Here is a 22,581-nt window from a genome sequence, read left to right on the forward strand (position 1 = left end):
GGCGAGAGGGGGGATTTCGCGCGCCCGCGCGCTCTGGCACAAGGGGGGGCCGCCACGGGGAGGAACCCATGAACCGACGTTTCGGCCGACAGCCCGACCCGAGCCTGCGCTACACGCCGCGCCCCGGCGTCTACGCGATCATCGAGGCGGGCGACGGCATCCTCGCCACCTTCCAGGAAGACCCCCGGCCCGAGTTGCAGCTTCCCGGCGGCGGCATCGACCCGGGCGAGCAGCCGCTTGTCGCGCTGGCGCGCGAGGTGATGGAGGAAACCGGCTACATCATCCATTCCGCCCGGCGGCTGGGGATGTTCCATCGCTTCACCTACATGCCGGAATACGACCTGCATGCGCAGAAGCTCTGCCATATCTACCACGCCCGCCTCGGCCCGCAGCGCGGCGCTCCGACCGAGGCCGGGCACACGGCGGTCTTCCTGCCCTGGGACGTGGCCGAGGAGCGGCTTGCCGTCTCGGGCGACCGCTATTTCCTGCGCAGCTTCCGCGCCTGGCGCGGGGTCTAGCCGCCCGGCCCGCGGTAGGTCAGCAGCACCGCCGAGACGTCATCGGGGAACTGCGCCGTGCCGGCGAACCGGGCCAGCCCGTCTTCCAGCGCCGAGAGGAAATGCAGCCCGCCATGCGCGGCCGCGGCCCGGACAAGGCGGATCAGCCCTGCCTCCTCCAGCATGTCGCCGGTGGCGCCGGGGCATTCGGTCAGCCCGTCGGAACAGACCAGCACCCGGTCGCCGGGGCGCAGGGTGACCTCGAACCGCTCGTAGCTTGCGCCCTCGATCAGCCCGATGGGCAGGCCGCCCGCGCCCACAACCTCGATCGCGCCATCGGCGCGCAGGATCAGCGGGTGAGGGTGCCCGGCCTGCACCATCGACAAGCGGCCCGTGGGAATGTCGAGAAACCCCAGCCCCAGCGTGAAATAGCGGTCCGAGCGCATCTCGCTCAGGATCATGCGGTTGAGCCGGTCCGCCGCACGCTCGGGCGAGAGGGCGCGAAACCCGCCGTCCGCGCGGCGGGCCAGCGCGATGTTCTGATCGGGGCTTGCCGCGCTCAGGATGCCCGCGACGCGGGCCGCGATCATCGCCGAGGCGACGCCGTGGCCCGACACGTCGAGCCCGAAGATGCCCACGGTATCCCCCTCGACCGGGAAAGCGCCGACCATGTCGCCCCCGATATGGCCCGAGGCCTTGAGCCACAACGACACGTCGACGGGCCCGTAACGCCGCGCGCGGTCCTGCATCTGGGCGCGCTGCAGGCGGCGCGCCTCGTCGAGGTCGGCGTCGAGCGCGTCATAAAGCGTGCGCAGCTCGCCCAATGCGCCGGTCAGCAGCCCGTTCTTTTCCACGAGGTCGCGCTGCATGGCGACGATCCGCGCGCCCGCGTTCAGCCGCGCGCGCAGCTCGGGCGGGCGCACGGGCTTGGTGAGAAAATCATCGGCCCCGGCCTCCAGCCCCTCGGTCAAGGCGGCGTCGCCGGTCTTGGAGGTCAGCAGGATGACATAGGCATAGCCCGCGCGCCGGTTCGCCCTGAGATGGCGGCAGAACTCCGGCCCGGTCAGGCCGGGCATCACCCAGTCGCTGATGACAAGGTCGACAGAGGGATCGAGCGCAGCGGCCATCGCCGCATCCGCCGTGCCGCATTCCACGACCTCGTGCCCCCAACGCCGCAGGAGCGCGGCCAGCAGAACCCGCTGCGCGCGGCTGTCATCCACCACCAGAACACGGTGAGGCGCCTGCGCCGGGCCGGCGCGGGGCAGGGTCTGGTGATCGGGAACATGCAGCATGGTCGGGCCCGTCGTGACGATTCCCCCCTCCTGCACCGGGGCGGGTTAACCGTGGGTGAAGGCGACAAGTCGAACTATCGCGGCGGGGTGCTGCAACGGTTCGTTAACATCCGTCGGACTAGCGTGAAGGCCCAGCTCGAGGAGACCACGGCCATGATCGACCGGCACCGTCTGAACGCCCTGCGCGAGGATATCGGCGAAGAGGATTTCGCCGATGTCGTCTGCCTTTTCATCGGCGAGATCGGCGAAAAACTGACCCAGCTTCAGGCCGCGCCGCAGGGGGCCACGGCGGATGATTTCCACTTTCTGCGCGGCAGTGCCGTGAACCTCGGCCTGACCGCCTTTGCCGAGGCCTGCACGGGGGCCGAGGGGGCCTGCCGGGCGGGGCAGCCGCCCGATGTCGCGGGCGTGGCCAGGGCCTTTGCCGCGGCCATGGCGGCCCTTGCCCCCGACCTTCCGGATGTTGCCGCCCTGGCAGACTTCGCCAGCGCGGCCTGAGCGCGGCCTCAGATCAAGAAATCGGCCAGCACCTCGTCATTGGTGATGTCGCGGAAGCCGAAGCCGCGGGACGTCACGCGCTCGACCATCGCATCGAAATTCGCGGCGTCGTCCGTCTCGATCCCGATCAGGACCGAGCCGAAATTGCGGCTGTTCTTCTTGAGATACTCGAAGCGCGCGATGTTGTCGCCCGGCCCCAGCAGGTCGAGGAAATCGCGCAGCGCGCCGGGGCGCTGGGGCAGGCGAAGAATGAAGTATTTCTTCAGCCCCTGCCAGTTCTGCGCCCGTTCCTTGACCTCGGGCAGACGCTCGAAATCGAAGTTCCCGCCGGATGTGACGCAGACCACGGTCTGCCCCGCGATCTGGTCGCGCATCTCCTCCAGCACATCGACCGAAAGGGCCCCGGCGGGTTCCAGCACGATCCCCTCGATATTCAGCATCTCCTGGATGGTGACGCAGATGCGGTTCTCGGGCGCGATCTTCACATCGACCGGCGCGACCCGGCGCAGCACCTCGAAGGTGCGGTCGCCGATCCGCGCCACCGCGGCCCCGTCGACGAAGGTGTCGGTGATCGGGATGGTCTGCGGCGCGCCCGTCTTCAGCGCCGCGGTCAGGCTGGCGCCACCCGCGGGTTCCACCAGCGTGACCTTGGTCTCGGCGCCCACGGCATCGAGGAACGAGATCATCCCCGCCGACAGCCCGCCACCGCCCACCGGCAGGATCAGCCGGTCGGGCGCGCGGCCCATCTCCTCGATCATCTCGACCGCGACCGAGGATTGCCCCTCGATCACGTCCGCGTCGTCGAAGGGCGACAGGAAATGCGCGCCGCGCGCCTCGCAATCGGCCTTGGCCGCGGCAAGGGTCTGGTCGAAGAAATCGCCCGTCAGCACGATCTCGACCGCGCCGCCGCCGAAAGTCTTGGTCTTCATGATCTTCTGCTCGGGCGTGGTGACCGGCATGTAGATCCGGCCCCGCACCCCGAAATGCGCACAGACGAAGGCCACGCCCTGCGCATGGTTGCCGGCGCTGGCGCAAACGAAATCGCGCGCATCGGGGTTGGCCGCCAGCACCTTGCGCATGGCGTTGAACGCGCCGCGCAGCTTGTAGGAGCGGACCGGCGACAGATCCTCGCGCTTCAGCCAGATGTCGGCACCAAAGCGTTCGGACAGGTGCACGTTCCGCTGCAGCGGCGTGGGCGGAAACAGGGCCCGCAGGTTGCGCGTCGCGGCCCAGGCGTTCTCGGCGAAATCACTCATGCCGCCCGGCGTGCCGCAAGCGCGCGGCGCTGTCCAGCCTCAGTTGAGCTGCCGCCCCTCGACGAGGTTGCCGTAAAGCGTGGTCATCAGCGCCAGATTGACCAGCAATTGCAGCCAGGAGACGAGGCCGTTGACGATCTGGCCCGGCACCGACGGCACGCGCTGTTCCTGCATCATGCCGAAGGTCTCGACCGGGACGGTTTGGCCGAAGACGACAAGGATCGCCTGCTGGATCACGCCCACCACCAGCGCGATCACGATGAGCGGCAGCAGGATCTGGCTCGAGACGGGCCGGGTCACGGCCCAGCTTTCGCCGATGGTCATCCGCTCGCCCAGCGCCGCGGCAGGCAGGACAAGTCCGATGCGCGTGGCCAGCCAGCTGACCCCGAAGACAAGGCCGATGCCGAAGAATATGGCGACCGCGGGCGATTGCGTGGCGGTCACCACAATCAACATCACGATGGCCGCCCCGATCATCGCCAGGATCAGGACAAGACCGACCTTGAAGGCGCGCCCGAAATAGGAGGCGATCCGGTCGCCGCGCCAGCGCGGGAAGAGACCACCGTCGAACTCCTCGAGCAGGACATAGCGGTGCCAGGCGACCGCGGCCCAGCAATAGATGACGACGCTCAGCACGATGAGCCCAAGGACACCGAGGATCGTGCCGCCGCCGGGGTTCTCGACGGTCCGGGGCGTGAAATCGCCGCCGATCAGGAGGACGAAGCCGATCAGGGGCAGAAGAAACAGCGGCAAGGTCAGCTGCGCCGCCTGCCGCAGGTTGCCGAAAACCTGCTGCACGACGTGCCGCAGCAACTGATACCCGTAATCCATCGCACCCTCCGCTCACCTTGCCCACGGATTGAAAACCCGGTATCGCCCACGCGGTCAACGAAAAACCCCGACGGAGTCTGCCCATGTCCGCGCCCAAGAAAGTGGTCCTTGCCTATTCCGGCGGCCTGGACACCTCGATCATCCTGAAATGGCTGCAGACGGAATACGGCTGCGAGGTGGTGACCTTCACCGCCGACCTCGGCCAGGGCGAGGAACTGGAACCGGCGCGGGCCAAGGCCGAGATGCTGGGCATCAAGCCCGAGAACATCTTCATCGAGGACCTGCGCGAGGAATTCGTGCGCGACTTCGTCTTCCCGATGTTCCGCGCCAATGCACTGTATGAGGGGCTGTATCTGCTCGGCACCTCCATCGCGCGGCCGCTGATCTCCAAGCGGCTGGTCGAGATCGCGGCCGAGACCGGGGCCGATGCGGTCAGCCACGGCGCGACTGGCAAGGGCAACGACCAGGTGCGCTTCGAGCTGTCGGCCTACGCACTGAACCCCGAGATCAAGGTGATCGCGCCCTGGCGCGAATGGGACCTGTCGAGCCGGACGAAGCTGCTGGAGTTTGCCGAGGCGAACCAGATCCCGATCGCCAAGGACAAGCGTGGCGAGGCGCCCTTCTCGGTCGATGCGAACCTTTTGCACACCTCCTCCGAGGGGAAGGTGCTGGAGAACCCCGGCGAGGAAGCGCCGGATTACGTCTACCAGCGCACCGTCCACCCCGAGGACGCGCCCGATACGCCCGAGATGGTCGAGATCACCTTCGAGAAGGGCGATGCCGTCGCCATCAACGGCGAGGCGATGTCGCCCGCCACGATCCTGACCAAGCTCAACGAGCTGGGCGGCAAGCACGGGGTGGGCCGTCTGGACCTCGTGGAAAACCGCTTCGTCGGCATGAAGTCGCGCGGCATCTACGAGACGCCCGGCGGCACGATCCTGCTGGAGGCGCATCGCGGGATCGAACAGATCACCCTCGACAGTGGCGCGGGTCACCTGAAGGATTCGATCATGCCCCGCTATGCGGAGCTGATCTACAATGGTTTCTGGTTCTCGCCCGAGCGCGAGATGCTGCAGGCGCTGATCGACACGTCGCAGGAGCATGTGTCGGGCACAGTCCGCGTGAAGCTCTACAAGGGATCGGCCCGCACGGTCGCGCGCTGGTCGGATCACTCGCTCTATTCCGAGGCGCATGTGACCTTCGAAGAGGACGCGGGCGCTTACGATCAGACCGACGCGCAGGGCTTCATCCAGCTCAACGCGCTGCGGCTGAAGCTCCTGGCGGCGCGGAACCGTCGGCTGAAGGGCTGAGGCCCCGCGACGTTGTGATTGCCCGAAAGGTCCGGTTCACACGCCGAGCTTGCGGGCCCGTGGGGATTGGCCGGTTGCGACCGGGGTGCGCAGCCCCCTGGCGGGACGGCTCCGCGGAAAGACAGGGGCGGCACCACCCGGCACCGCCCCCCATGCCACGCCTTACTGCGCGGTGATGACGGTCATCACGAGGTTGCCGTCGATGCGGATCGGGCCGTCCTCGGTCGCGCCAAGGGTGTATTCGAAGCCGCCGGTCATCGTGCCGCCGTCCTCGCCATGGACCATGAGCATCAGCATCTCGCCGGGCTGCACGGCCTCCATCAGAATCGCGGCGACATCGGTGTTGTCGCCCTCGCGCAGCGGTGCGTAGCCCACGACGGGGCCGGGGGCCATGTCGGCATCCGTGCGATGCACGACCATCCAGCCGTTCGCAGGCGCGACGACGGACGCGGCGGTGACGGTGCCGCCCGAAACGCTCTGATCGGCGGCTTCGACCATCGGCGCCATCGCGTGACCGGCGGCAAGGGCCGCTCCGGCAGACAGGGCAAGGGCGGCGGTTGCGGTCAGAAAGCGGGTCATTGGATATCCTCCATGCGGTTGACGAGGGCCTTCTTCGGCCCTGCCCTCACAGCCACGGAGGAACCGGGCGGCAGGTTTCACCGCCGCCCCGATTTTCCTCAGAGCGCCGCGGCCAGCCGCACCCCCTGGTCGATGGCGCGCTTGGCATCAAGCTCGGCCGCCACATCCGCGCCGCCGATGACGTGGCAGGCGATGCCCTCGGCCTCCAGTGCGTCGGCAAGGCTGCGCTCGACCTCCTGCCCGGCGCAGAGGACCACGGTGTCGACCTCGATCAGCGTGGGATTTTCCCGCGCCTCGCCGAAGCTGACATGCAGGCCCTGCGCGTCGATCTTCTCGTAATTGACGCCGGTCAGGGTCTTCACCCCCTTCATCTTGAGGCTGGCGCGGTGAATCCAGCCCGTCGTCTTGCCCAGCCGCTTGCCGGGCTTCTCGGCCTTGCGCTGGAGCATCACCACCTCGCGCGCGGGGGCCTCGGGGCGCGGCCCTTCGGGCGCAAGGCCGCCGCGATGCGTCGCCGGGTCGGCGACGCCCCATTCGCGCCGCCACAGCTCGGGCGCTTCGGTCGGGCTGTCGCCCTGATGCACAAGGAATTCGGCCATGTCGAACCCGATGCCGCCCGCGCCGATGACCGCCACGCGGCGGCCCACCGTGGCCTTGCCCGCAAGCACATCGACATAAGACAGCACGTTCGGCCCGTCCTGCCCCGGAATGCCCGGGTCGCGCGGGCTGACGCCGGTTGCGACGATCACCTCGTCGAAGCCGCGCAGATCCTCGACCGTGGGCGCAAGCCCAAGCCGCAGGTCCACGCCGCGGCGGTCGAGCATGGTGGCGAACCAGTCGACAAGGCCCACGAACTCCTCCTTGCCGGGGATCGTCTTAGCCATGTTGAGCTGGCCGCCCACCTGCCCGGCCTTGTCCCAGAGCGTGACGGAATGCCCGCGCTCGGCGGCGGTGATCGCAGTCGCCATGCCCGCGGCCCCCGCACCAACGACAGCAATGCGCTTGGGTGCGGCGGCAGGCTCATAGCGCAGTTCCGTCTCGTGACAGGCGCGCGGGTTCACGAGGCAGGAGGTCAGCTTGCCCGAAAACGTGTGATCGAGGCAGGCCTGGTTGCAGGCGATGCAGGGCGCGATTTCCTCGGCGCGGCCCTCCATCGCCTTCTTCACGAAGGCGGCGTCGGCAAGAAAGGGGCGGGCCATGCTGACCATGTCGGCGCAGCCCTCCGCCAGCACCTCCTCGGCCACCTCGGGCGTGTTGATCCGGTTCGATGTGATGACCGGGATGCCCACCTTGCCCATCAGCTTTTGCGTGACCCAGGCAAAGCCCTTGCGCGGGACGGAGGTGGCGATGGTGGGGATACGCGCCTCGTGCCAGCCGATGCCGGTGTTGAGGATCGTCGCCCCCGCCGCCTCGACCGCCTGCGCGAGTTGCACGACCTCGTCATGGGTGGAGCCATCGGGGACAAGGTCGATCATCGACAGGCGGAAGATGATGATGAAATCGGGGCCAACCGCCTGCCGCGCGCGGCGCACCACCTCGACGGGCAGGCGCATCCGGTTCTCGTAACTGCCGCCCCAGCGGTCGGTGCGCCTGTTGGTGTGGGTCACGAGGAACTGGTTCAGGAAATACCCCTCGCTCCCCATGATCTCGACACCGTCATACCCGGCTTCGCGGGCGCGGACGGCGGCGGTGACGATATCGGCGATCTGCTTCTCGATGCCGTCCTCGTCCAGCTCTTTCGGCGGAAAGGGCGAGATCGGGGACTTGATCGGCGAGGGGCCGACGCAATCGGGCGAATAGGCGTAGCGGCCCGCATGCAGGATCTGCATGGCGATCTTGCCGCCCGCCTCGTGGACGGCATCGGTGACGATGCGGTGATTGGCGATGTCCTGCGCGGTGTAAAGGCCAGCGGCACCCGGAAACACGCCGCCCTCCTTGTTCGGTGCCATGCCGCCCGTGACGATCAGCGCGACCTCGCCGCGGGCGCGTTCGGCGTAGAACTCGGCCACCCGGGGCCAGTCCTTCGTCTCTTCCAGCCCGGTGTGCATCGAACCCATGAGCACCCGGTTCTTCAGCGTCGTGAAGCCCAGGTCGAGCGGTGTCAGAAGATGCGGATATCCTGTCTCGGTCATGCCAGTCCTCCCCCGGTTCGCAGAGCTAAGCGACCCGGCCCGCGCTTGTCACGCGAAACGCGGCGTCAGGACGGATCAGCGGTCGCCCGTCTCGGCGCAATGGCGGCGGAAGGCCCGCTTGAGCATCTCCAGCTCGTCGCGCAGCAGCGCCATTTCGGCGCGGATATCCTCGTCGAGCGGGGCACCGGACATCAGCGTGATCCGGTCCAGCACCTCGCCGCTGGCGACCGAGCGCAGGGAAATCACGCTGACCCCCTGGCCGATCACCTCGGCGGGCAGGTCGCAGGCCACGCGCCAGCCGTCCTGGCGCTGGGGGTCCTTGCTGACCGAGGCGACAGCAACCACGCGGCCCTCGAACACCGCCTCGATCCCGGCCCCCTGGGCCGATGTCAGAAGCCCCTCGTATCGCCCGCCGGACAGGCGGACCGGCGTCAGTGTCTCGGGGTCCATCGCGGCACCTTCTCCTCCGTCAGATATCGGCGCGCGGCGCGCGCAGGATCACCATGTCCCACAGGGCGATCCGGTTCATTTCCGGCCCTTCGAGGATCAGGTCGAGCCAGGCCTTTTCGACGCGCTTCTCGTTGATCGTCGTATAGGCAAGATCGAACTCGGCCACGCCGCTGTCGTGTTCGATGTGGAATTGCCGCACGATCTGTTCGAGGTTCGGCCCGTGCTGCACGTTCAGCCGGGCATAGATCTCGAGCGGCTGCTCGCGGCTCAGGCGCAACTGCACGGTGAAGACATGGCCAAGGGTCATGCCGCGCACCGCCGCCTCGGGCAGATCCTGCACCAGCGACAGGAAGGAGCCGTCGAAGCGATAGACCTCGAGCACGAGGCCGAAGACCGGGCCGACGATGCCGGGCGGGGCGGGATCCTGCCGAAGGCAGAGATCGGCCTGATCCGCATCGTGAAACAGCGTGACGCCGCCGCCGATGGGCAGCGGAGAGGCGAAATCGACATGGCCGCGGGGATGGATCTTCTGACGCCAGGGGGCCGACCGCTCGGCCCAGTCGCATTGATCGGGCCGCGTGATGCCATCCGCCACCCCGACCCGCGCAAGCAGTTCGGTTTCCGCCGTTCCGGCCATCCGGTCGAGATTGTCGCGCAGCGACACCATCTCGCCACGCATCGAGGACAGGTCGCGCGTGGTCAGCGACGCGGGCGATTTCATCGCGCGTGTCCAGCGCGTGACAGCCTGCGCGGGGGCGAAGCGCCCAAGGAAACCGATACGATCGTGACTCATTCACCAAATACTCCAGACCATCCGCGCGTCCGACACAGGGGGGTGCGCGCCGCGGCGACCTAGCCGAATATCCTCCGAAACAGGCCGACATTCCACAATGGCTCGAGGGCGCGCGGCATATTGCGCGGCGTGCCTTGCGCGGGGGCAACGGGCGGCGGCGGGGGGGCGGCCTGCACCGGCAGGGCCTGTGCCGGGACCGGGGCCGCGTTCGTGACCGGCGCGGAATTCGCCGCCTGCACGGCGTTCACGAAGGAGGTCAGGACCGCAAGGCTTTCTTCACGGTCCAGCGCCCGGTCCTCGAGCGCCAGGACCGACAGGGTCGCAATGCGCGGGCCGACGTCGAGATAGGCGCGCCAGTAATCGGGCTGCACCCCGTCGATCGCGCCGGCGCTCGTGTCGCTGGCATGGAGCAGAAAGGCATCGCCGACAGTGGCGGTTTCAAGCACCTGCACGCTGTCCGGCTCTCCGGCGCGGCTCAGAAGCGACAGCCCCTCGGGCGAGCGGAAGAACCCGTCGAGCTCGGGGATGCTGTCGGCCAGCCGCCCGTCGCCCGACGGGGCCGAGATCGCCGCGGTCAGAAGCGCGGGGCTTTGCGGCTGGGCCGCGCGGCGCGAATTGGCGATGGCCGCGCAATTGCCCAGAAGGACGAAACCCGTGTCGCCGGTGTCGCGCGTGGCGGTCGGATCGACGCAAAAGCCCTCGGGCCCGGTCACGACGATCCGGTCGGCCGTCACGGCGACCTCGGCAGGCGCGTCGGCCGCGCGCCCCAGACCGAAGTCCAGACCCCCACCGCCACAGGACGCCAGCAGCAAACAGGCCGCCACAAGGGCGGCCCGCTTCGTATGATCAGAGATCCGCGTAGACATGCTTCTCTTCGGCACCGCCGGGATGGGTCGTGGCGCCCTTCACCGCCGGGCCGACCAGCTGCGCATATTTCCACAGCGCGCCGGTGGCGTAGATCGTCTCGCGCGGGCCGGCCCATGCCTTGCGGCGGGCCTCGAGCTCGTCATCGCTCAGGGCGACCGACAGCTCGCCGGTGATCGCGTCGATGGTGATCATGTCGCCGTCCTGCAGCAGGCCGATGGGCCCGCCCACCGCCGCCTCGGGGCCGACATGGCCGACGCAGAAGCCGCGCGTCGCGCCCGAGAAACGGCCGTCGGTGATCAGCGCCACCTTCTTGCCCATGCCCTGACCCGAGAGCGCCGAGGTGGTGGCCAGCATCTCGCGCATGCCGGGGCCGCCCTTGGGCCCTTCGTTGCGGATCACGATGACCTCGCCTTCCTTGTAGGCGCGGGTCTTGACCGCTTCGAAGGCGTCTTCTTCGGATTCGAAGACACGCGCGGGGCCGGTGAAGACCTGCTGCTCGGCGGCCATGCCCGCGACCTTCACGATCGCGCCCTCGGGGGCGAGGTTGCCTTTCAGGCCCACGACACCGCCGGTCTTGGTGATCGGGGTGGCGGCGGGATGGATGACCTTGCCGTCGGCCTCGCGCTCGATCAGGTCCAGTTCCTCGCCCATGGTGCGGCCGGTGACGGTCATGCACTCCTCATGGATCAGGCCGATCTTGCGCAGTTCCTTCATGACGACGGGAACGCCGCCGACCTCGTAGAGATCCTTGGCGACGTATTGGCCGCCCGGCTTCATGTCGACGAAATAGGGCGTGTCCTTGAAGATCTCGCAGACATCGAAGAGGTCGAAGGCGATCCCCGCCTCATGCGCGATGGCGGGCAGGTGCAGGCCGGCATTGGTCGACCCGCCGGTGCAGGCCACGACGCGGGCGGCGTTTTCCAGCGACTTGCGGGTGACGATGTCGCGCGGGCGCAGCCCGGTTTCGAGCAGCTTCATCACCGCCTCGCCCGAGGCGACACCATACTGGTCGCGGCTCTCGTAGGGCGCGGGCGCGCCCGAGGAGTTGGGCAGCGCAAGGCCGATCGCCTCCGAGACGCAGGCCATGGTGTTGGCGGTGAACTGGCCTCCGCACGCACCCGCGCTGGGGCAGGCGACGCGCTCGATCACGGCCAGCGCCTCGTCGCTGAGGTTGCCGGCCTGATGCTGGCCCACGGCCTCGAACACGTCCTGAACGGTGATGTCCTTACCGTCCAGACGACCCGGAAGAATGGACCCGCCGTAGATGAAGACCGACGGCACGTTGAGGCGGACCATCGCCATCATCATCCCCGGCAGCGACTTGTCGCAGCCCGCAAGACCGACCAGCGCGTCATAGCAATGGCCGCGCATCGTCAGCTCGACGGTGTCGGTGATCGCATCGCGCGAGGCGAGCGAGGAGCGCATCCCCTCGTGGCCCATGGCGATGCCATCGGTGACCGTGATCGTCGTGAACTCGCGCGGGGTGCCGCCCGCGTTCTTCACGCCGACCTTGACCGACTGCGCCTGACGGCTGAGGGCGATGTTGCAGGGCGCGGCCTCGTTCCAGCAGGTTGCGACGCCGACGAAAGGCTGGTGAATTTCCTCGTCGTTCAGGCCCATGGCGTAGAAATACGACCGGTGCGGCGCGCGGGCGGGCCCCTCGGTCACGTGGCGGCTGGGTAGTTTCGACTTGTCCAGATTGCCCTTTGCCATGGTGCGGGCCTCCCCTCTCGCTTGCGTGTCGGATTGATGCGTTGCCCTCGAAATAGACGCGGGGCGCAGGCCAGACAAGCGAGATTGCCGCGATCCCCGCCGCGGTCTAGGCTGAGGGGAACGAAAAGCCGCCAAAGGCAGGTCCGATGCAGTATCCAGTTCATGCCGATTTCGTGGCCCCCGCCGTGCCGCACGCGGCGGCGTGGCGGCTTCTGGCCGGTCTTCTGCTTGTCGTGACGGTCTACGTGCTGGGGATGGGCGCAATCTTCCTCGTGCTGGTCGCGGTCAGCGGCTTCGAGGGCGCCGAGATCTGGATGAGCCGCATGGCGAGCGCAGGGACGCCGACTTCGACGCTTCTGGTTCTGGCCACATTCCTCGGCATGGGGCTTGGCCCGATGCTGGCGGCGCGCTGGCTGCACCGGCGCGGCATAGGCACGCTGTTCGGGCCGCGCGCGGTGCTCTGGCGGCATTTCGTCATCGCCGCGGCGATCTGCGTGGCGATCTACACGGCAAGCGCGCTTGTGCCCTCGAACATCGCGCCGCAGCCGAACCTTGCCCCGGCCCTCTGGGCGGGGTTCCTGCCGCTGGCGCTGGTGGGGGTGCTGGTGCAGACCGGCGCGGAAGAGGTCCTGTTCCGCGGCTACATCCAGCAACAACTGGCCGCGCGGCTTGCCTCGCCGGTGGCGTGGATGCTGCTGCCCTCGGCGCTTTTCGCGGTGCTGCATTACCAACCCGACCTGATGGGCGACAACGCGTGGCTCGTCGTGGGCGCGGTGTTCCTGTTCGCGGTGCTGGCCGCCGACCTTACGGCAAGGACCGGCAGCATCGGCGCGGCATGGGGCTTTCACTTCGCCAACAATTGCGTGGCGATCCTGATCGTGGCGATGGACGGGCCGCTGTCGGGGCTTGCGCTTTACACCGTGCCCATGGCCGAGATGACCGCGGCCGAGCTGCGCCCGGCGCTTGTGGTGGACATGGCCGTGACGCTGCTGACCTGGGGCGCGATCCGGCTGGCCGTCAGCCGCGATCAGTCAAGCCGCCGCACCAGAAGCTGATTGCCCGCCCCGCGCTTGACCTCGAGCATCTTCAGGCTTTGCACAAGGTCGCTCAGCTTGCGCTTGCCATAGGTGCGCGTGTCGAAATCGGGGTTCGCGGCGGTGATGAACTGGCCGATCTGGCCCAGCGAATACCAGTCGTCTTCCTGCTCGATGCTCTCCATCGCGCGAAAGATCAGGTCGCGCGCCTCGGTCAGGGGGCGGGTGTCGTCGGGCTTGCCGTCCTCCTTCGGGGCCTTGGGATCGGCGGGCAGGATGTTCTCGACGAAGATGAACCGTTTGCAGGCCTTGCGAAAGGCGTCGGGCGTCTTCTTCTGGCCGATGCCGTAGACATCGAGCCCCTGCTCGCGGATGCGCTGCGCGAGGCGCGTGAAATCGCTGTCGGAGCTGACCAGAACGAAACCGTCGAAGCGGCCCGAGAGCATCAGGTCCATCGCGTCGATGACCAGCGCGATGTCGCTGGCGTTCTTGCCCACGGTATTGGCGGGCTGGTGATGGGGGACGATGCCGAACTCGGCCTGAACGCCCGACCAGCCCTTCATGTGGGTCGAGCTGAAATCGCCGTAGATGCGGCGCACGCTCGCCTCGCCGAACCCCGCGATCTCGTCGAAGATCGCCTTGGCGTGCTTGTGAGACGTGTTGTCCGCGTCGATCAGAACCGCAAGAAGCGGGGTATCATTGTTTGACATGCTCGAATACCTCCGGCCCCAACGTGTCACAGCGCGCCCTGCCATGCCAGAGCGCCCGCATCCCCTCGGCGCGAAGGGCGTTGGTTCCGGGGATGTAGAGGGTGCCGCTGTTCGTCGGGGCCGCTACCACGGTCTCGAGCATGAGGACATCGCAAACGCGAACGGTCATCGGCTGACCTGCGGACGCGTCCATCAAGCCTGTCATCGCATCGGTCGCGGGCAACGCGAGGCGGACGAAGACATCGGTGATCCCGCCGCTTTCCGATATCTCGATCGCGGCGACATCGCGCGGCATCAGCGCCACCTCTTGCCCCGCAAGGGTGTAGACCAGCACCGGATCGGGCGGCGCGAGGCCGAGGCGCGCGCCAAGGCTGTCAGCCGGCACGGGCGGCGCAAGCAGCAGCGCGCTACAGAAAGCTGCGATACATGACCAGCGCATCGACATATCCCTCGGCCGGGTGATGGAAGGCACCGGGCAGGCGGCCGACCACCTCGAACCCCGCCTGCTGCCAGATCGCGATGGCGCGGGTGTTGGTCTCGACCACGAAGTTGAACTGCATCGCCCGGTAGCCCTGCGCGCGGGCCTGATCGAGGGAATGGGCGAGCATGGCGCGTGCCACGCCCTTGCCCTGCGCCTCGGCCGCGGTGACGAAGCCGCAGTTGCAGACATGCGCGCCGCCGCCCTGCTGGTTGGGGCGGATATAGTAGGTGCCCAGCGCCCGGCCCGCCTCGTCCTCGGCGACAAAGACGGTCTTGTCGGGCGCTGTCCAGTAGGCGACCGCGGCCTCCTCGGGGATGTCGCGGTCGATGGTATAGGTCTCGCCCGCCCGGAACACGGGCAGGATCAGCCCCGCCAGCGCCGCGCCATCGCCCGGCGCGGCGGGCCTGATCGCCAGGTCGGACATGATGCGCGTCAGTAGACCACGACCGAGCGGATCGAGGTGCCCTCGTGCATCAGGTCGAAGGCGCTGTTGATCTCCTCGAGCGGCATGGTGTGGGTGATCATGCTGTCGATCTCGATCTTGCCGTCCATGTACCAATCGACGAATTTCGGAACATCCGTCCGCCCCTTGGCGCCGCCAAAGGCGGTTCCCTTCCAGACGCGGCCGGTGACCAGCTGGAAGGGCCGGGTGGAAATCTCGGCCCCCGCGGGCGCGACGCCGATGATGACCGACACGCCCCAGCCGCGGTGCGAGCATTCCAGCGCGTCGCGCATCACCTTCACGTTGCCGGTGGCGTCGAAGGAATAGTCCACCCCGCCGATCTGGTCCGCACCGCGCTTGGTGAGGTTGACGATCTCCTGCACCACGGACCCTTCGATCTTCGAAGGGTTGACGAAATGCGTCATCCCGAACTTGCGCGCCATCTCTTCCTTGCCGTCGTTCAGGTCGACGCCGATGATCATGTCCGCACCCGCCATCCGCAGGCCCTGGATCACGTTCAGGCCGATCCCGCCAAGGCCGAAGACGGCCGCGGTCGATCCGATCTCGACGCCGGCGGTGTTGATCACCGCGCCGATGCCCGTGGTGACGCCGCAACCGATGTAGCAGATCTTGTCGAAGGGCGCGTCCTCGCGGACCTTGGCCAGCGCGATCTCGGGCATGACCGTGTGATTGGCGAAGGTCGAGCAGCCCATGTAGTGATAGATCGGCGTGCCATCGAGCATGGAGAAGCGCGTGGTGCCGTCAGGCATCAGGCCCTGACCTTGCGTGTTGCGGATCGCGGTGCAGAGGTTCGTCTTGCCCGACAGGCAGGAGGGGCACTGCCGGCACTCGGGCGTGTAGAGCGGGATGACATGGTCGCCCGGCTTCAGCGTGGTGACGCCTTCGCCCACCTCGAGGACGACACCCGCCCCCTCGTGGCCGAGGATCGAGGGAAACAGCCCCTCGGGATCGGCGCCCGAGCGGGTGAATTCATCGGTGTGGCAGATGCCGGTGGCCTTGATCTCGACAAGAACCTCGCCCGCCTTGGGGCCCTCGAGGTTCACTTCCATGATTTCCAGCGGTTTTCCGGCTTCCAATGCGACGGCGGCACGTGTGCGCATGGTCGGGTCCTTCCCTTGGGGTTGTTTTGCCGCGACCTTGTTCCAATCTTTCGGGCAACGCAACGGAGGATGCCCATGCTGCCCCGGATCGTCCCGACCATCGCTGCCGCCTGTCTTGTGCTGCCGTGGAGCCTGCCCGCAGGGGCGAATGGCGAGGATACCTGCGGCGCGTCCGGCTTCCGGGGCCTCGTCGGCCAGACGGGCGAGATTGCACGGTTGCTCGAGCTGGACCAGCCGATGCGCGTGATCGAGCCCGGCATGGCCGTGACGATGGATTACCGCCCGGACCGGATCAATTTCGAACTGGATGAGGAAGGTTTGATTGCAGTGGTCAGGTGCGGGTGAAGGACGGCGCAGGTGTTTTTCGAATCTGTATCAATGACTTACACAAATCATTGGAATTCTTGTCCGATTCAAGATCCTGTGGTATCGTTTAGCACCCGGGGGATGCGGTGAAAAATCTGCTGACCGTGACACTGGAGTGATCCAGTCGTTGATTGGGGGTGCTTAGCAGGCCCCTCCTCGGGCGGCCCTCCATCATCTGGGGGGCCTTATTTTTTCTGACGCCGCAATCAGTTTCCGAAGTGAAGAACTACGGAGATCGTGAGCGCTCAACAGAAATAGACGCTCCGAGTTTCGAACGTTCTTTATCGTCACCTTGAAGTGTTTAGGCTGTGATCCGAGACGCTCAACCGGGGCCACAAGGTGAAAACGACCAGCCCGACGGTCGCCATAGATCATCGAACTGGATAGAACCCAATCGAGGTTCTCATAAGTGGCCAATGGGATGTCGGGGTGGCGCGCAAGCTGTTTGAGAAGAGTTTCACGGCTCAACCAGACATGGGTGTGCAGGGCACCAACCTGCGCTGCGTAGGCCTTGGGCACCCGTCCCACGATAACCGGTTCATGTCGTTCTCCGGTGACGAGCCTCAAGATCTCGGGTTGCGACAGCTTCACGGAAACACTCATCAACACCACGGTGGGTGTCACGCAATCCCATGTCACGTTTCGGGTCAATCCTGCGCTCTCTTGCGCCGCCCCCCGATTCCCCCTATATGCCCCTCAACAGCGGCGCCCCCGGGTCCACACCGGACGGCACCACCGGACAAGTTCGACGGGCCGCTTGGCCCGTTTTTTCGTTTCTGGAGACCCCCGTGTCCGACCTGATCGCCAAGACCGCCATCGACCGGCGCATGGCCGAGATCCTGACCCCCGTGATCGAGGGCATGGGGTTCGAGCTGGTGCGCATCCGCCTGATGGGTGGCCAGACCAAGACGCTGCAGATCATGGCCGAGCGCCCCGAGGGCGGCATCGAGGTGGACGATTGCGCCGAGATCTCGACCGCCGTCTCGGCCGTGCTGGATGTCGAGGACCCGCTCGATGACGCCTACACGCTGGAAGTGTCCAGCCCCGGCATCGACCGCCCGCTGACGCGGCTCAAGGATTTCGAGACCTTCGAAGGCTACGAGGCGCGGATCGAGACGACCGACATGATCGACGGCCGCCGCCGCTTCAAGGGCGTTCTGGCGGGCGTCGAGGGCGACGAGATCCTGCTGAACATCGAAGAGGGCACCGTGGGTCTGCATTACGACTGGCTGTCGGATGCCAAGCTCGTGCTGACCGATGAGCTGATCAAGGAAATGCTGCGCCAGAGAAAGGCCGCGGGCATCATCGACGAAACCAAGTTTGACGAGATCGAGGAAACATCCTCGGAGGCGGAGGAGTAACGCACAATGGCCATCACGTCAGCCAACCAGCTGGAACTGTTGCAGACCGCCGAGGCGGTGGCCCGCGAGAAGATGATCGACCCCTCGCTGGTCATCGAGGCGATGGAAGAATCCCTCGCCCGCGCCGCCAAGTCGCGCTACGGCGCGGATCTCGACATCCGGGTCAAGATCGACCGTAAGACCGGCCGTGCCACCTTTACCCGCGTGCGCACCGTCGTCGCCGATGAAGAGCTGGAGAACGAAAAGGCCGAACTGACCGTCGCGCAGGCCAAGCCCTGGCTTGACGACCCCAAGGTCGGCGACGTGATCGTCGACGAGGTGCCGCCCGTCGAGATGGGCCGGATCGCCGCACAATCGGCCAAGCAGGTGATCCTGCAGAAGGTCCGCGAGGCCGAGCGCGACCGCCAGTACGAAGAATTCAAGGACCGCGTGGGCACCATCATCAACGGTGTCGTCAAGCGCGAGGAATACGGCAACGTCATCGTCGATGTCGGCGCGGGCGAGGGCGTGCTGCGCCGCAACGAGAAGATCGGCCGCGAGGCCTATCGCAACGGCGACCGCATCCGCTGCTACGTCAAGGACGTGCGCCGCGAGACGCGCGGCCCGCAGATCTTCCTCAGCCGCACCGCGCCCGAGTTCATGGCCGAGCTGTTCAAGATGGAAGTGCCGGAAATCTACGACGGCATCATCGAGATCAAGGCCGTCGCCCGTGACCCGGGCAGCCGCGCCAAGATCGGCGTCATCTCCTACGACAGCTCGATCGACCCCGTCGGCGCCTGCGTCGGCATGCGCGGCAGCCGCGTGCAGGCCGTGGTGAACGAGCTGCAGGGCGAGAAGATCGACATCATCCCGTGGAACGACGATGCCGCGACCTTCCTCGTCAACGCGCTGCAGCCCGCCGAGGTGACCAAGGTCGTCATCGACGAGGATGCCGAGCGGATCGAGGTTGTCGTGCCCGACGAACAGCTGTCGCTGGCCATCGGCCGCCGCGGTCAGAACGTGCGTCTCGCCAGCCAGCTGACCGGCCTCGACATCGACATCCTCACCGAGGAAGAGGAATCCAAGCGCCGCCAGGCCGAGTTCGAAGAGCGCACGCGCCTGTTCATGGACACGCTGGACCTGGACGAATTCTTCGCGCAGCTGCTGGTGGCCGAGGGCTTCACCTCGCTCGAGGAAGTGGCCTATGTCGAACAGGACGAACTGCTCGTGATCGACGGCGTGGACGAATCCACCGCCGAAGAGCTTCAGGCCCGCGCCCGCGACTACCTGGAAGAGCAGAACAAGCTGGCGCTTGAAAAGGCCCGCGAGATGGGTGTCGAGGACAGCCTCATTGACTTCGACGGCCTGACCCCCCAGATGCTGGTGGCATTGGGCGAGGATGGCGTGAAGACGCTGGACGACTTCGCCACCTGCGCCGACTGGGAACTGGCCGGCGGCTGGACCACCGTCAACGGCGAGCGCATCAAGGACGAGGGCCTGCTTGAGCCCTTCGATGTCAGCCTCGAGGAAGCGCAGAACATGGTGATGACCGCCCGCGTCAAGCTGGGCTGGGTCACCATCGAAGAGCTCGAGGCACAAGCCGCCGCCGAAGCCGAGGCCGCCGCGGCCGAAGCCGAAGCAGAGGGGGCGGAGGGCTAAGGCCCTCCGGTCCGGGACCCGCAGATGAGCAGGGGCGGTCACGACAAGGACAGGGCCGATGGCCCGGAGCGGCGCTGCATCGCCACCGGCGAGGTGCAGCCCAAGCATGGGCTGATCCGCTTCGTGGTCGGCCCCGAGGGGCAGGTCGTGCCCGACCTGTCGGAAAAACTGCCGGGCCGCGGCATCTGGGTCGCGGCGGATCGTGCCGCGCTCGAGCTGGCCGTGAAGAAAAAGCTCTTCGCGCGCGCAGCGAAACAGCCGGTTACCGTGCCGCCCGACCTTGTCGCGCTGGTCGAGGCCGGGTTGGCCCGGAAACTGACCGACCTGATCGCCCTCAGCCGCAAGGCGGGCGAAGCGGTCGCCGGTTTCGAGAAGGTCAAGGATTGGCTCGCCACGCGGCAGGTCAAGGTTCTGCTCCAGGCCAGCGACGGCTCGGAGCGCGGTAAATCGAAACTCTGGACGCCCACTGGCGCCCGGTACTTCAGCGTCCTGACCGCCCGGGAATTGGGTTTGGCATTCGGACGCCAAAGTGTGATACATGGCGCGCTTGCGGCTGGCGGTCTTGCCCCTCGTGTTGTAGAGGGGGCCGCAAAACTGCAGGGCCTGCGCAAGGCAGACGGCGGAGCGACCGCCGGGAAAGACGAACGGAACGCATGAGCGACACGGACGGAAAGAAACCCCTTGGCCTCTCCGGCACGCGGTCTGGCCGCGTGAACCAGAGCTTTTCGCGCGGACGCACGAAAAGCGTCGTGGTCGAGACCAAGCGCAAGCGCGTGATGGTGCCCAAGCCGGGGCAGCAGAGCGCCGCGGCGCAGAATGCCGAGGGCGGCAAGCGTGACAAATCCGTTCCCGACGCCGAGCTCGAGCGCCGTCTGAAAGCCCTGCAAGCCGCCAAGGCCCGCGAGGCCGAGGACGAGAAGCGCCGCCAGCAGGAGGAAAAGGACCGCGAGGAAGAACGCGCCCGCCGCCGCGCCGAGGCCGAGGCCAAGGAGCGCGAAGAGCGTGAGCGCGAAGAGGCGCTCAAGGCCAAGGAAGAGGAAGACGCCCGCCGCAAGGCCGAGGAAGAAGCCCGCCGCAACGCGCCCAAGGAAGCGCCGGTCGATCCCGCCGCCGTCGAGGCGGCCGCGGCCTCCGGTGCTGCCGCGCGTGGCGGTGCAAAGCCCGCCGCAACGCCCGTGCGCCGCAAGGCCGAGGATGACGACCGCGGCGGCCGTGGCCGTGGCGGCGAGCGGGGCGGCGAACGCCGCTCGGGCAAGCTGACGGTGAACCAGGCGCTGACCGGTGGCGAAGGCGGCCGTCAGCGCAGCCTCGCCGCGATGAAGCGCAAGCAGGAGCGTGCGCGCCAGAAGGCTATGGGCGGTGCCCAGGACCGCGAAAAGGTCGTGCGCGATGTGCAGCTGCCGGAAACCATCGTGGTCTCCGAACTGGCCAACCGCATGGCCGAGCGCGTGGCCGACGTGGTCAAGGCGCTGATGCAGAACGGCATGATGGTCACGCAAAACCAGACCATCGACGCCGACACCGCCGAGCTGATCATCGAGGACTTCGGCCACCGCGTGCAGCGCGTGTCCGACTCGGACGTCGAGGATGTGATCGACGCGATCGAGGACAAGCCGGAAGACCTCCAGCCGCGTCCGCCGGTCATCACGATCATGGGCCACGTCGACCACGGCAAGACCTCGCTTCTCGACAAGATCCGCCAGGCGAATGTCGTCTCGGGCGAGGCCGGGGGCATCACGCAGCATATCGGCGCCTACCAGGTCAAGACTGCCTCGGGTGCTGTCCTCAGCTTCCTCGACACGCCCGGCCACGCGGCCTTTACCTCGATGCGGGCCCGTGGCGCGCAGGTGACGGATATCGTCGTTCTGGTGGTCGCCGCCGATGACGCGGTGATGCCGCAGACGGTCGAAGCCATCAACCACGCCAAGGCTGCCAAGGTCCCGATGATCGTGGCGATCAACAAGATCGACAAGCCCGCCGCGAACCCGACCAAGGTGCGCACGGACCTGTTGCAGCACGAGGTGGTCGTCGAGGCCATGTCGGGCGAGGTGCAGGATGTCGAGGTGTCGGCCCACACCGGGCAGGGTCTCGACGAGCTGCTCGAAGCCATCGCGCTGCAGGCCGAGATCCTCGAGCTCAAGGCCAACCCCGACCGCCCCGCCGAGGGTGCGGTGATCGAGGCGCAGCTCGACGTGGGCCGCGGCCCGGTCGCCACCGTCCTCGTGCAGAAGGGCACGCTGAAGCAGGGCGACATCTTCGTCGTCGGCGAACAGTGGGGCAAGGTCCGCGCGATGGAGAACGACAAGGGCGAGCGCGTGAAAGAGGCGGGCCCGTCGGTTCCGGTCGAGGTGCTTGGCCTCAACGGCACGCCCGAGGCCGGCGACGTCCTGAACGTTGTCGAGACCGAGGCCCAGGCCCGCGAGATCGCCGAGTATCGCGCGCAGGCCGCCAAGGACAAGCGCGCCGCCGCCGGTGCCGCAACCACGCTGGATCAGCTTCTCGCCAAGGCCAAGGCCGACAAGAACGTCGCCGAACTGCCCATCGTGGTGAAGGCGGACGTGCAGGGTTCGGCCGAGGCCATCGTGCAGGCGATGGAAAAGATCGGCAACGACGAGGTTCGTGTGCGCGTTCTGCACTACGGTGTCGGCGCGATCACCGAATCGGACATCGGCCTTGCCGAGGCTTCGGGCGCGCCGGTCATCGGCTTCAACGTTCGTGCCAATGCGCCTGCGCGCAACTCGGCCAACCAGAAGGGCGTCGAGATCCGGTATTACTCCGTGATCTACGACCTTGTGGATGACGTGAAGGCCGCGGCCTCGGGTCTGCTCGGTGCCGAGATCCGCGAGAACTTCATCGGTTATGCCGAGATCAAGGAAGTCTTCAAGGTCTCCGGCGTCGGCAATGTCGCTGGCTGTCTCGTGACCGAGGGCGTTGCCCGCCGATCTGCTGGTGTGCGCCTGCTGCGCGACGACGTGGTGATCCACGAAGGCACGCTGAAGACGCTCAAGCGCTTCAAGGACGAGGTCAAGGAAGTGCAATCCGGCCAGGAATGCGGCATGGCCTTCGAGAATTACGAGGACATCCGCAAGGGCGATGTCATCGAGATCTTCGAACGCGAAGAGGTCGAACGCTCGCTGGCGTGATCCTTTGCATGGTTACGGAACGGGGCGCCTTCGGGCGCCCTTTTTCTTTGCGCGCCTTGCCGCTATA

The 22,581-nt window shown here is 67.1% G+C and carries 23 protein-coding genes; 9 read left to right on the forward strand and 14 right to left on the reverse strand.

What is annotated here, in order from left to right:
- The first annotated feature begins 68 nt into the window (after positions 1-68).
- Positions 69-518, forward strand: a complete 450-nt coding sequence (locus tag QQK83_RS00240; protein ID WP_284260473.1) for an NUDIX hydrolase — start codon at positions 69-71, stop codon at positions 516-518.
- On the opposite strand, the gene QQK83_RS00245 is transcribed toward QQK83_RS00240, so the two are convergent.
- Entirely contained in the window at positions 515-1,789 is a 1,275-nt protein-coding gene (locus tag QQK83_RS00245; protein ID WP_284260474.1) for a PP2C family protein-serine/threonine phosphatase, read from the reverse strand. The genes QQK83_RS00240 and QQK83_RS00245 overlap by 4 nt on opposite strands.
- A 51-nt stretch (positions 1,790-1,840) precedes the next feature.
- Here QQK83_RS00245 and QQK83_RS00250 point away from each other — a divergent pair, with 51 nt between their 5' ends.
- Positions 1,841-2,287 (forward strand): Hpt domain-containing protein, encoded by a 447-nt coding sequence (locus QQK83_RS00250; RefSeq protein WP_284260476.1) that lies wholly within the window; start codon positions 1,841-1,843, stop codon positions 2,285-2,287.
- An 8-nt stretch (positions 2,288-2,295) separates the two neighbouring features.
- On the opposite strand, the gene ilvA is transcribed toward QQK83_RS00250, so the two are convergent.
- Both ilvA and QQK83_RS00260 read right to left on the reverse strand, forming a co-directional pair.
- Positions 2,296-3,543, reverse strand: coding sequence for a threonine ammonia-lyase IlvA (gene ilvA, locus QQK83_RS00255; RefSeq protein WP_284260478.1), 1,248 nt, complete (start codon positions 3,541-3,543; stop codon positions 2,296-2,298).
- Between the two features lie 39 nt (positions 3,544-3,582).
- The gene (locus tag QQK83_RS00260) at positions 3,583-4,374 is read right to left on the reverse strand and encodes a hypothetical protein (RefSeq protein ID WP_284260480.1); all 792 of its coding nucleotides are present in this window, start codon (positions 4,372-4,374) and stop codon (positions 3,583-3,585) included.
- An 83-nt stretch (positions 4,375-4,457) separates the two neighbouring features.
- On the opposite strand from QQK83_RS00260, the gene QQK83_RS00265 reads away from it, so the two are divergent.
- On the forward strand, positions 4,458-5,684 hold the full coding sequence (locus QQK83_RS00265) for an argininosuccinate synthase (protein ID WP_284260482.1): 1,227 nt from the start codon (positions 4,458-4,460) through the stop codon (positions 5,682-5,684).
- A gap of 162 nt (positions 5,685-5,846) precedes the next feature.
- On the opposite strand, the gene QQK83_RS00270 is transcribed toward QQK83_RS00265, so the two are convergent.
- The 6 genes from QQK83_RS00270 to ilvD form a co-directional block, all read right to left on the reverse strand.
- Complete coding sequence (locus QQK83_RS00270; RefSeq protein WP_284260495.1) at positions 5,847-6,263, reverse strand: DUF7282 domain-containing protein; 417 nt, start codon at positions 6,261-6,263, stop codon at positions 5,847-5,849.
- Between the two features lie 98 nt (positions 6,264-6,361).
- Entirely contained in the window at positions 6,362-8,395 is a 2,034-nt protein-coding gene (locus QQK83_RS00275; RefSeq protein ID WP_284260497.1) for an NADPH-dependent 2,4-dienoyl-CoA reductase, read from the reverse strand.
- Positions 8,396-8,470: 75 nt separating this feature from the next.
- Complete coding sequence (locus QQK83_RS00280; RefSeq protein WP_284260499.1) at positions 8,471-8,845, reverse strand: hypothetical protein; 375 nt, start codon at positions 8,843-8,845, stop codon at positions 8,471-8,473.
- A 19-nt stretch (positions 8,846-8,864) separates the two neighbouring features.
- Complete coding sequence (locus tag QQK83_RS00285; protein WP_284260501.1) at positions 8,865-9,638, reverse strand: DUF6478 family protein; 774 nt, start codon at positions 9,636-9,638, stop codon at positions 8,865-8,867.
- Between the two features lie 59 nt (positions 9,639-9,697).
- Positions 9,698-10,504 (reverse strand): hypothetical protein, encoded by an 807-nt coding sequence (locus QQK83_RS00290; RefSeq protein ID WP_284260503.1) that lies wholly within the window; start codon positions 10,502-10,504, stop codon positions 9,698-9,700.
- A complete protein-coding gene (gene ilvD / locus QQK83_RS00295; RefSeq protein WP_284260505.1) occupies positions 10,485-12,218 on the reverse strand; it encodes a dihydroxy-acid dehydratase in 1,734 nt (577 codons plus the stop codon). The genes QQK83_RS00290 and ilvD overlap by 20 nt, the downstream gene beginning before the upstream one ends.
- A 146-nt stretch (positions 12,219-12,364) precedes the next feature.
- On the opposite strand from ilvD, the gene QQK83_RS00300 reads away from it, so the two are divergent.
- On the forward strand, positions 12,365-13,273 hold the full coding sequence (locus QQK83_RS00300; protein ID WP_284260507.1) for a CPBP family intramembrane glutamic endopeptidase: 909 nt from the start codon (positions 12,365-12,367) through the stop codon (positions 13,271-13,273).
- Here QQK83_RS00300 and QQK83_RS00305 read toward each other — a convergent pair.
- Genes QQK83_RS00305 through QQK83_RS00320 form a run of 4 tightly spaced genes read right to left on the reverse strand, consistent with a single transcriptional unit; the run spans position 13,246 to position 16,006 of the window.
- The gene (locus QQK83_RS00305) at positions 13,246-13,962 is read right to left on the reverse strand and encodes an NYN domain-containing protein (protein ID WP_284260509.1); all 717 of its coding nucleotides are present in this window, start codon (positions 13,960-13,962) and stop codon (positions 13,246-13,248) included. The two genes, QQK83_RS00300 and QQK83_RS00305, sit on opposite strands and share 28 nt — an antisense overlap.
- Positions 13,949-14,407, reverse strand: coding sequence for a hypothetical protein (locus QQK83_RS00310; protein WP_284260511.1), 459 nt, complete (start codon positions 14,405-14,407; stop codon positions 13,949-13,951). Before QQK83_RS00310 ends, QQK83_RS00305 begins: the two co-directional genes overlap by 14 nt.
- Positions 14,370-14,867, reverse strand: a complete 498-nt coding sequence (locus tag QQK83_RS00315) for a GNAT family N-acetyltransferase (RefSeq protein WP_284260513.1) — start codon at positions 14,865-14,867, stop codon at positions 14,370-14,372. The genes QQK83_RS00310 and QQK83_RS00315 overlap by 38 nt, the downstream gene beginning before the upstream one ends.
- Positions 14,868-14,875: 8 nt before the next feature.
- A complete protein-coding gene (locus QQK83_RS00320) occupies positions 14,876-16,006 on the reverse strand; it encodes an S-(hydroxymethyl)glutathione dehydrogenase/class III alcohol dehydrogenase (protein WP_284260514.1) in 1,131 nt (376 codons plus the stop codon).
- Positions 16,007-16,081: 75 nt separating this feature from the next.
- Here QQK83_RS00320 and QQK83_RS00325 point away from each other — a divergent pair, with 75 nt between their 5' ends.
- A complete protein-coding gene (locus QQK83_RS00325; protein ID WP_284260516.1) occupies positions 16,082-16,351 on the forward strand; it encodes an I78 family peptidase inhibitor in 270 nt (89 codons plus the stop codon).
- 192 nt (positions 16,352-16,543) lie between these two features.
- Here the strand turns inward: QQK83_RS00325 and QQK83_RS00330 are convergent, their stop codons facing one another.
- Positions 16,544-16,996 carry a hypothetical protein gene (locus QQK83_RS00330; RefSeq protein ID WP_284260518.1) on the reverse strand — a complete coding sequence of 151 codons (453 nt, stop codon included), beginning with the start codon at positions 16,994-16,996 and terminating at the stop codon, positions 16,544-16,546.
- A gap of 203 nt (positions 16,997-17,199) precedes the next feature.
- Between QQK83_RS00330 and rimP the strand changes: the two genes are divergently transcribed.
- The 4 genes from rimP to infB are packed head-to-tail and all read left to right on the forward strand — an operon-like array spanning position 17,200 to position 22,514.
- Complete coding sequence (rimP, locus tag QQK83_RS00335) at positions 17,200-17,733, forward strand: ribosome maturation factor RimP (protein ID WP_417750322.1); 534 nt, start codon at positions 17,200-17,202, stop codon at positions 17,731-17,733.
- Positions 17,734-17,739: 6 nt separating this feature from the next.
- Complete coding sequence (nusA, locus tag QQK83_RS00340) at positions 17,740-19,371, forward strand: transcription termination factor NusA (protein ID WP_284260522.1); 1,632 nt, start codon at positions 17,740-17,742, stop codon at positions 19,369-19,371.
- A gap of 24 nt (positions 19,372-19,395) precedes the next feature.
- Positions 19,396-20,028 (forward strand): RNA-binding protein, encoded by a 633-nt coding sequence (locus tag QQK83_RS00345; RefSeq protein ID WP_284260525.1) that lies wholly within the window; start codon positions 19,396-19,398, stop codon positions 20,026-20,028.
- Positions 20,025-22,514, forward strand: a complete 2,490-nt coding sequence (gene infB, locus QQK83_RS00350; protein ID WP_284260527.1) for a translation initiation factor IF-2 — start codon at positions 20,025-20,027, stop codon at positions 22,512-22,514. The genes QQK83_RS00345 and infB overlap by 4 nt, the downstream gene beginning before the upstream one ends.
- Positions 22,515-22,581 lie beyond the last annotated feature (67 nt).

The organism is Roseicyclus amphidinii, assembly GCF_030163755.1.
GTDB classification, from domain to species: domain Bacteria; phylum Pseudomonadota; class Alphaproteobacteria; order Rhodobacterales; family Rhodobacteraceae; genus Roseicyclus; species Roseicyclus amphidinii.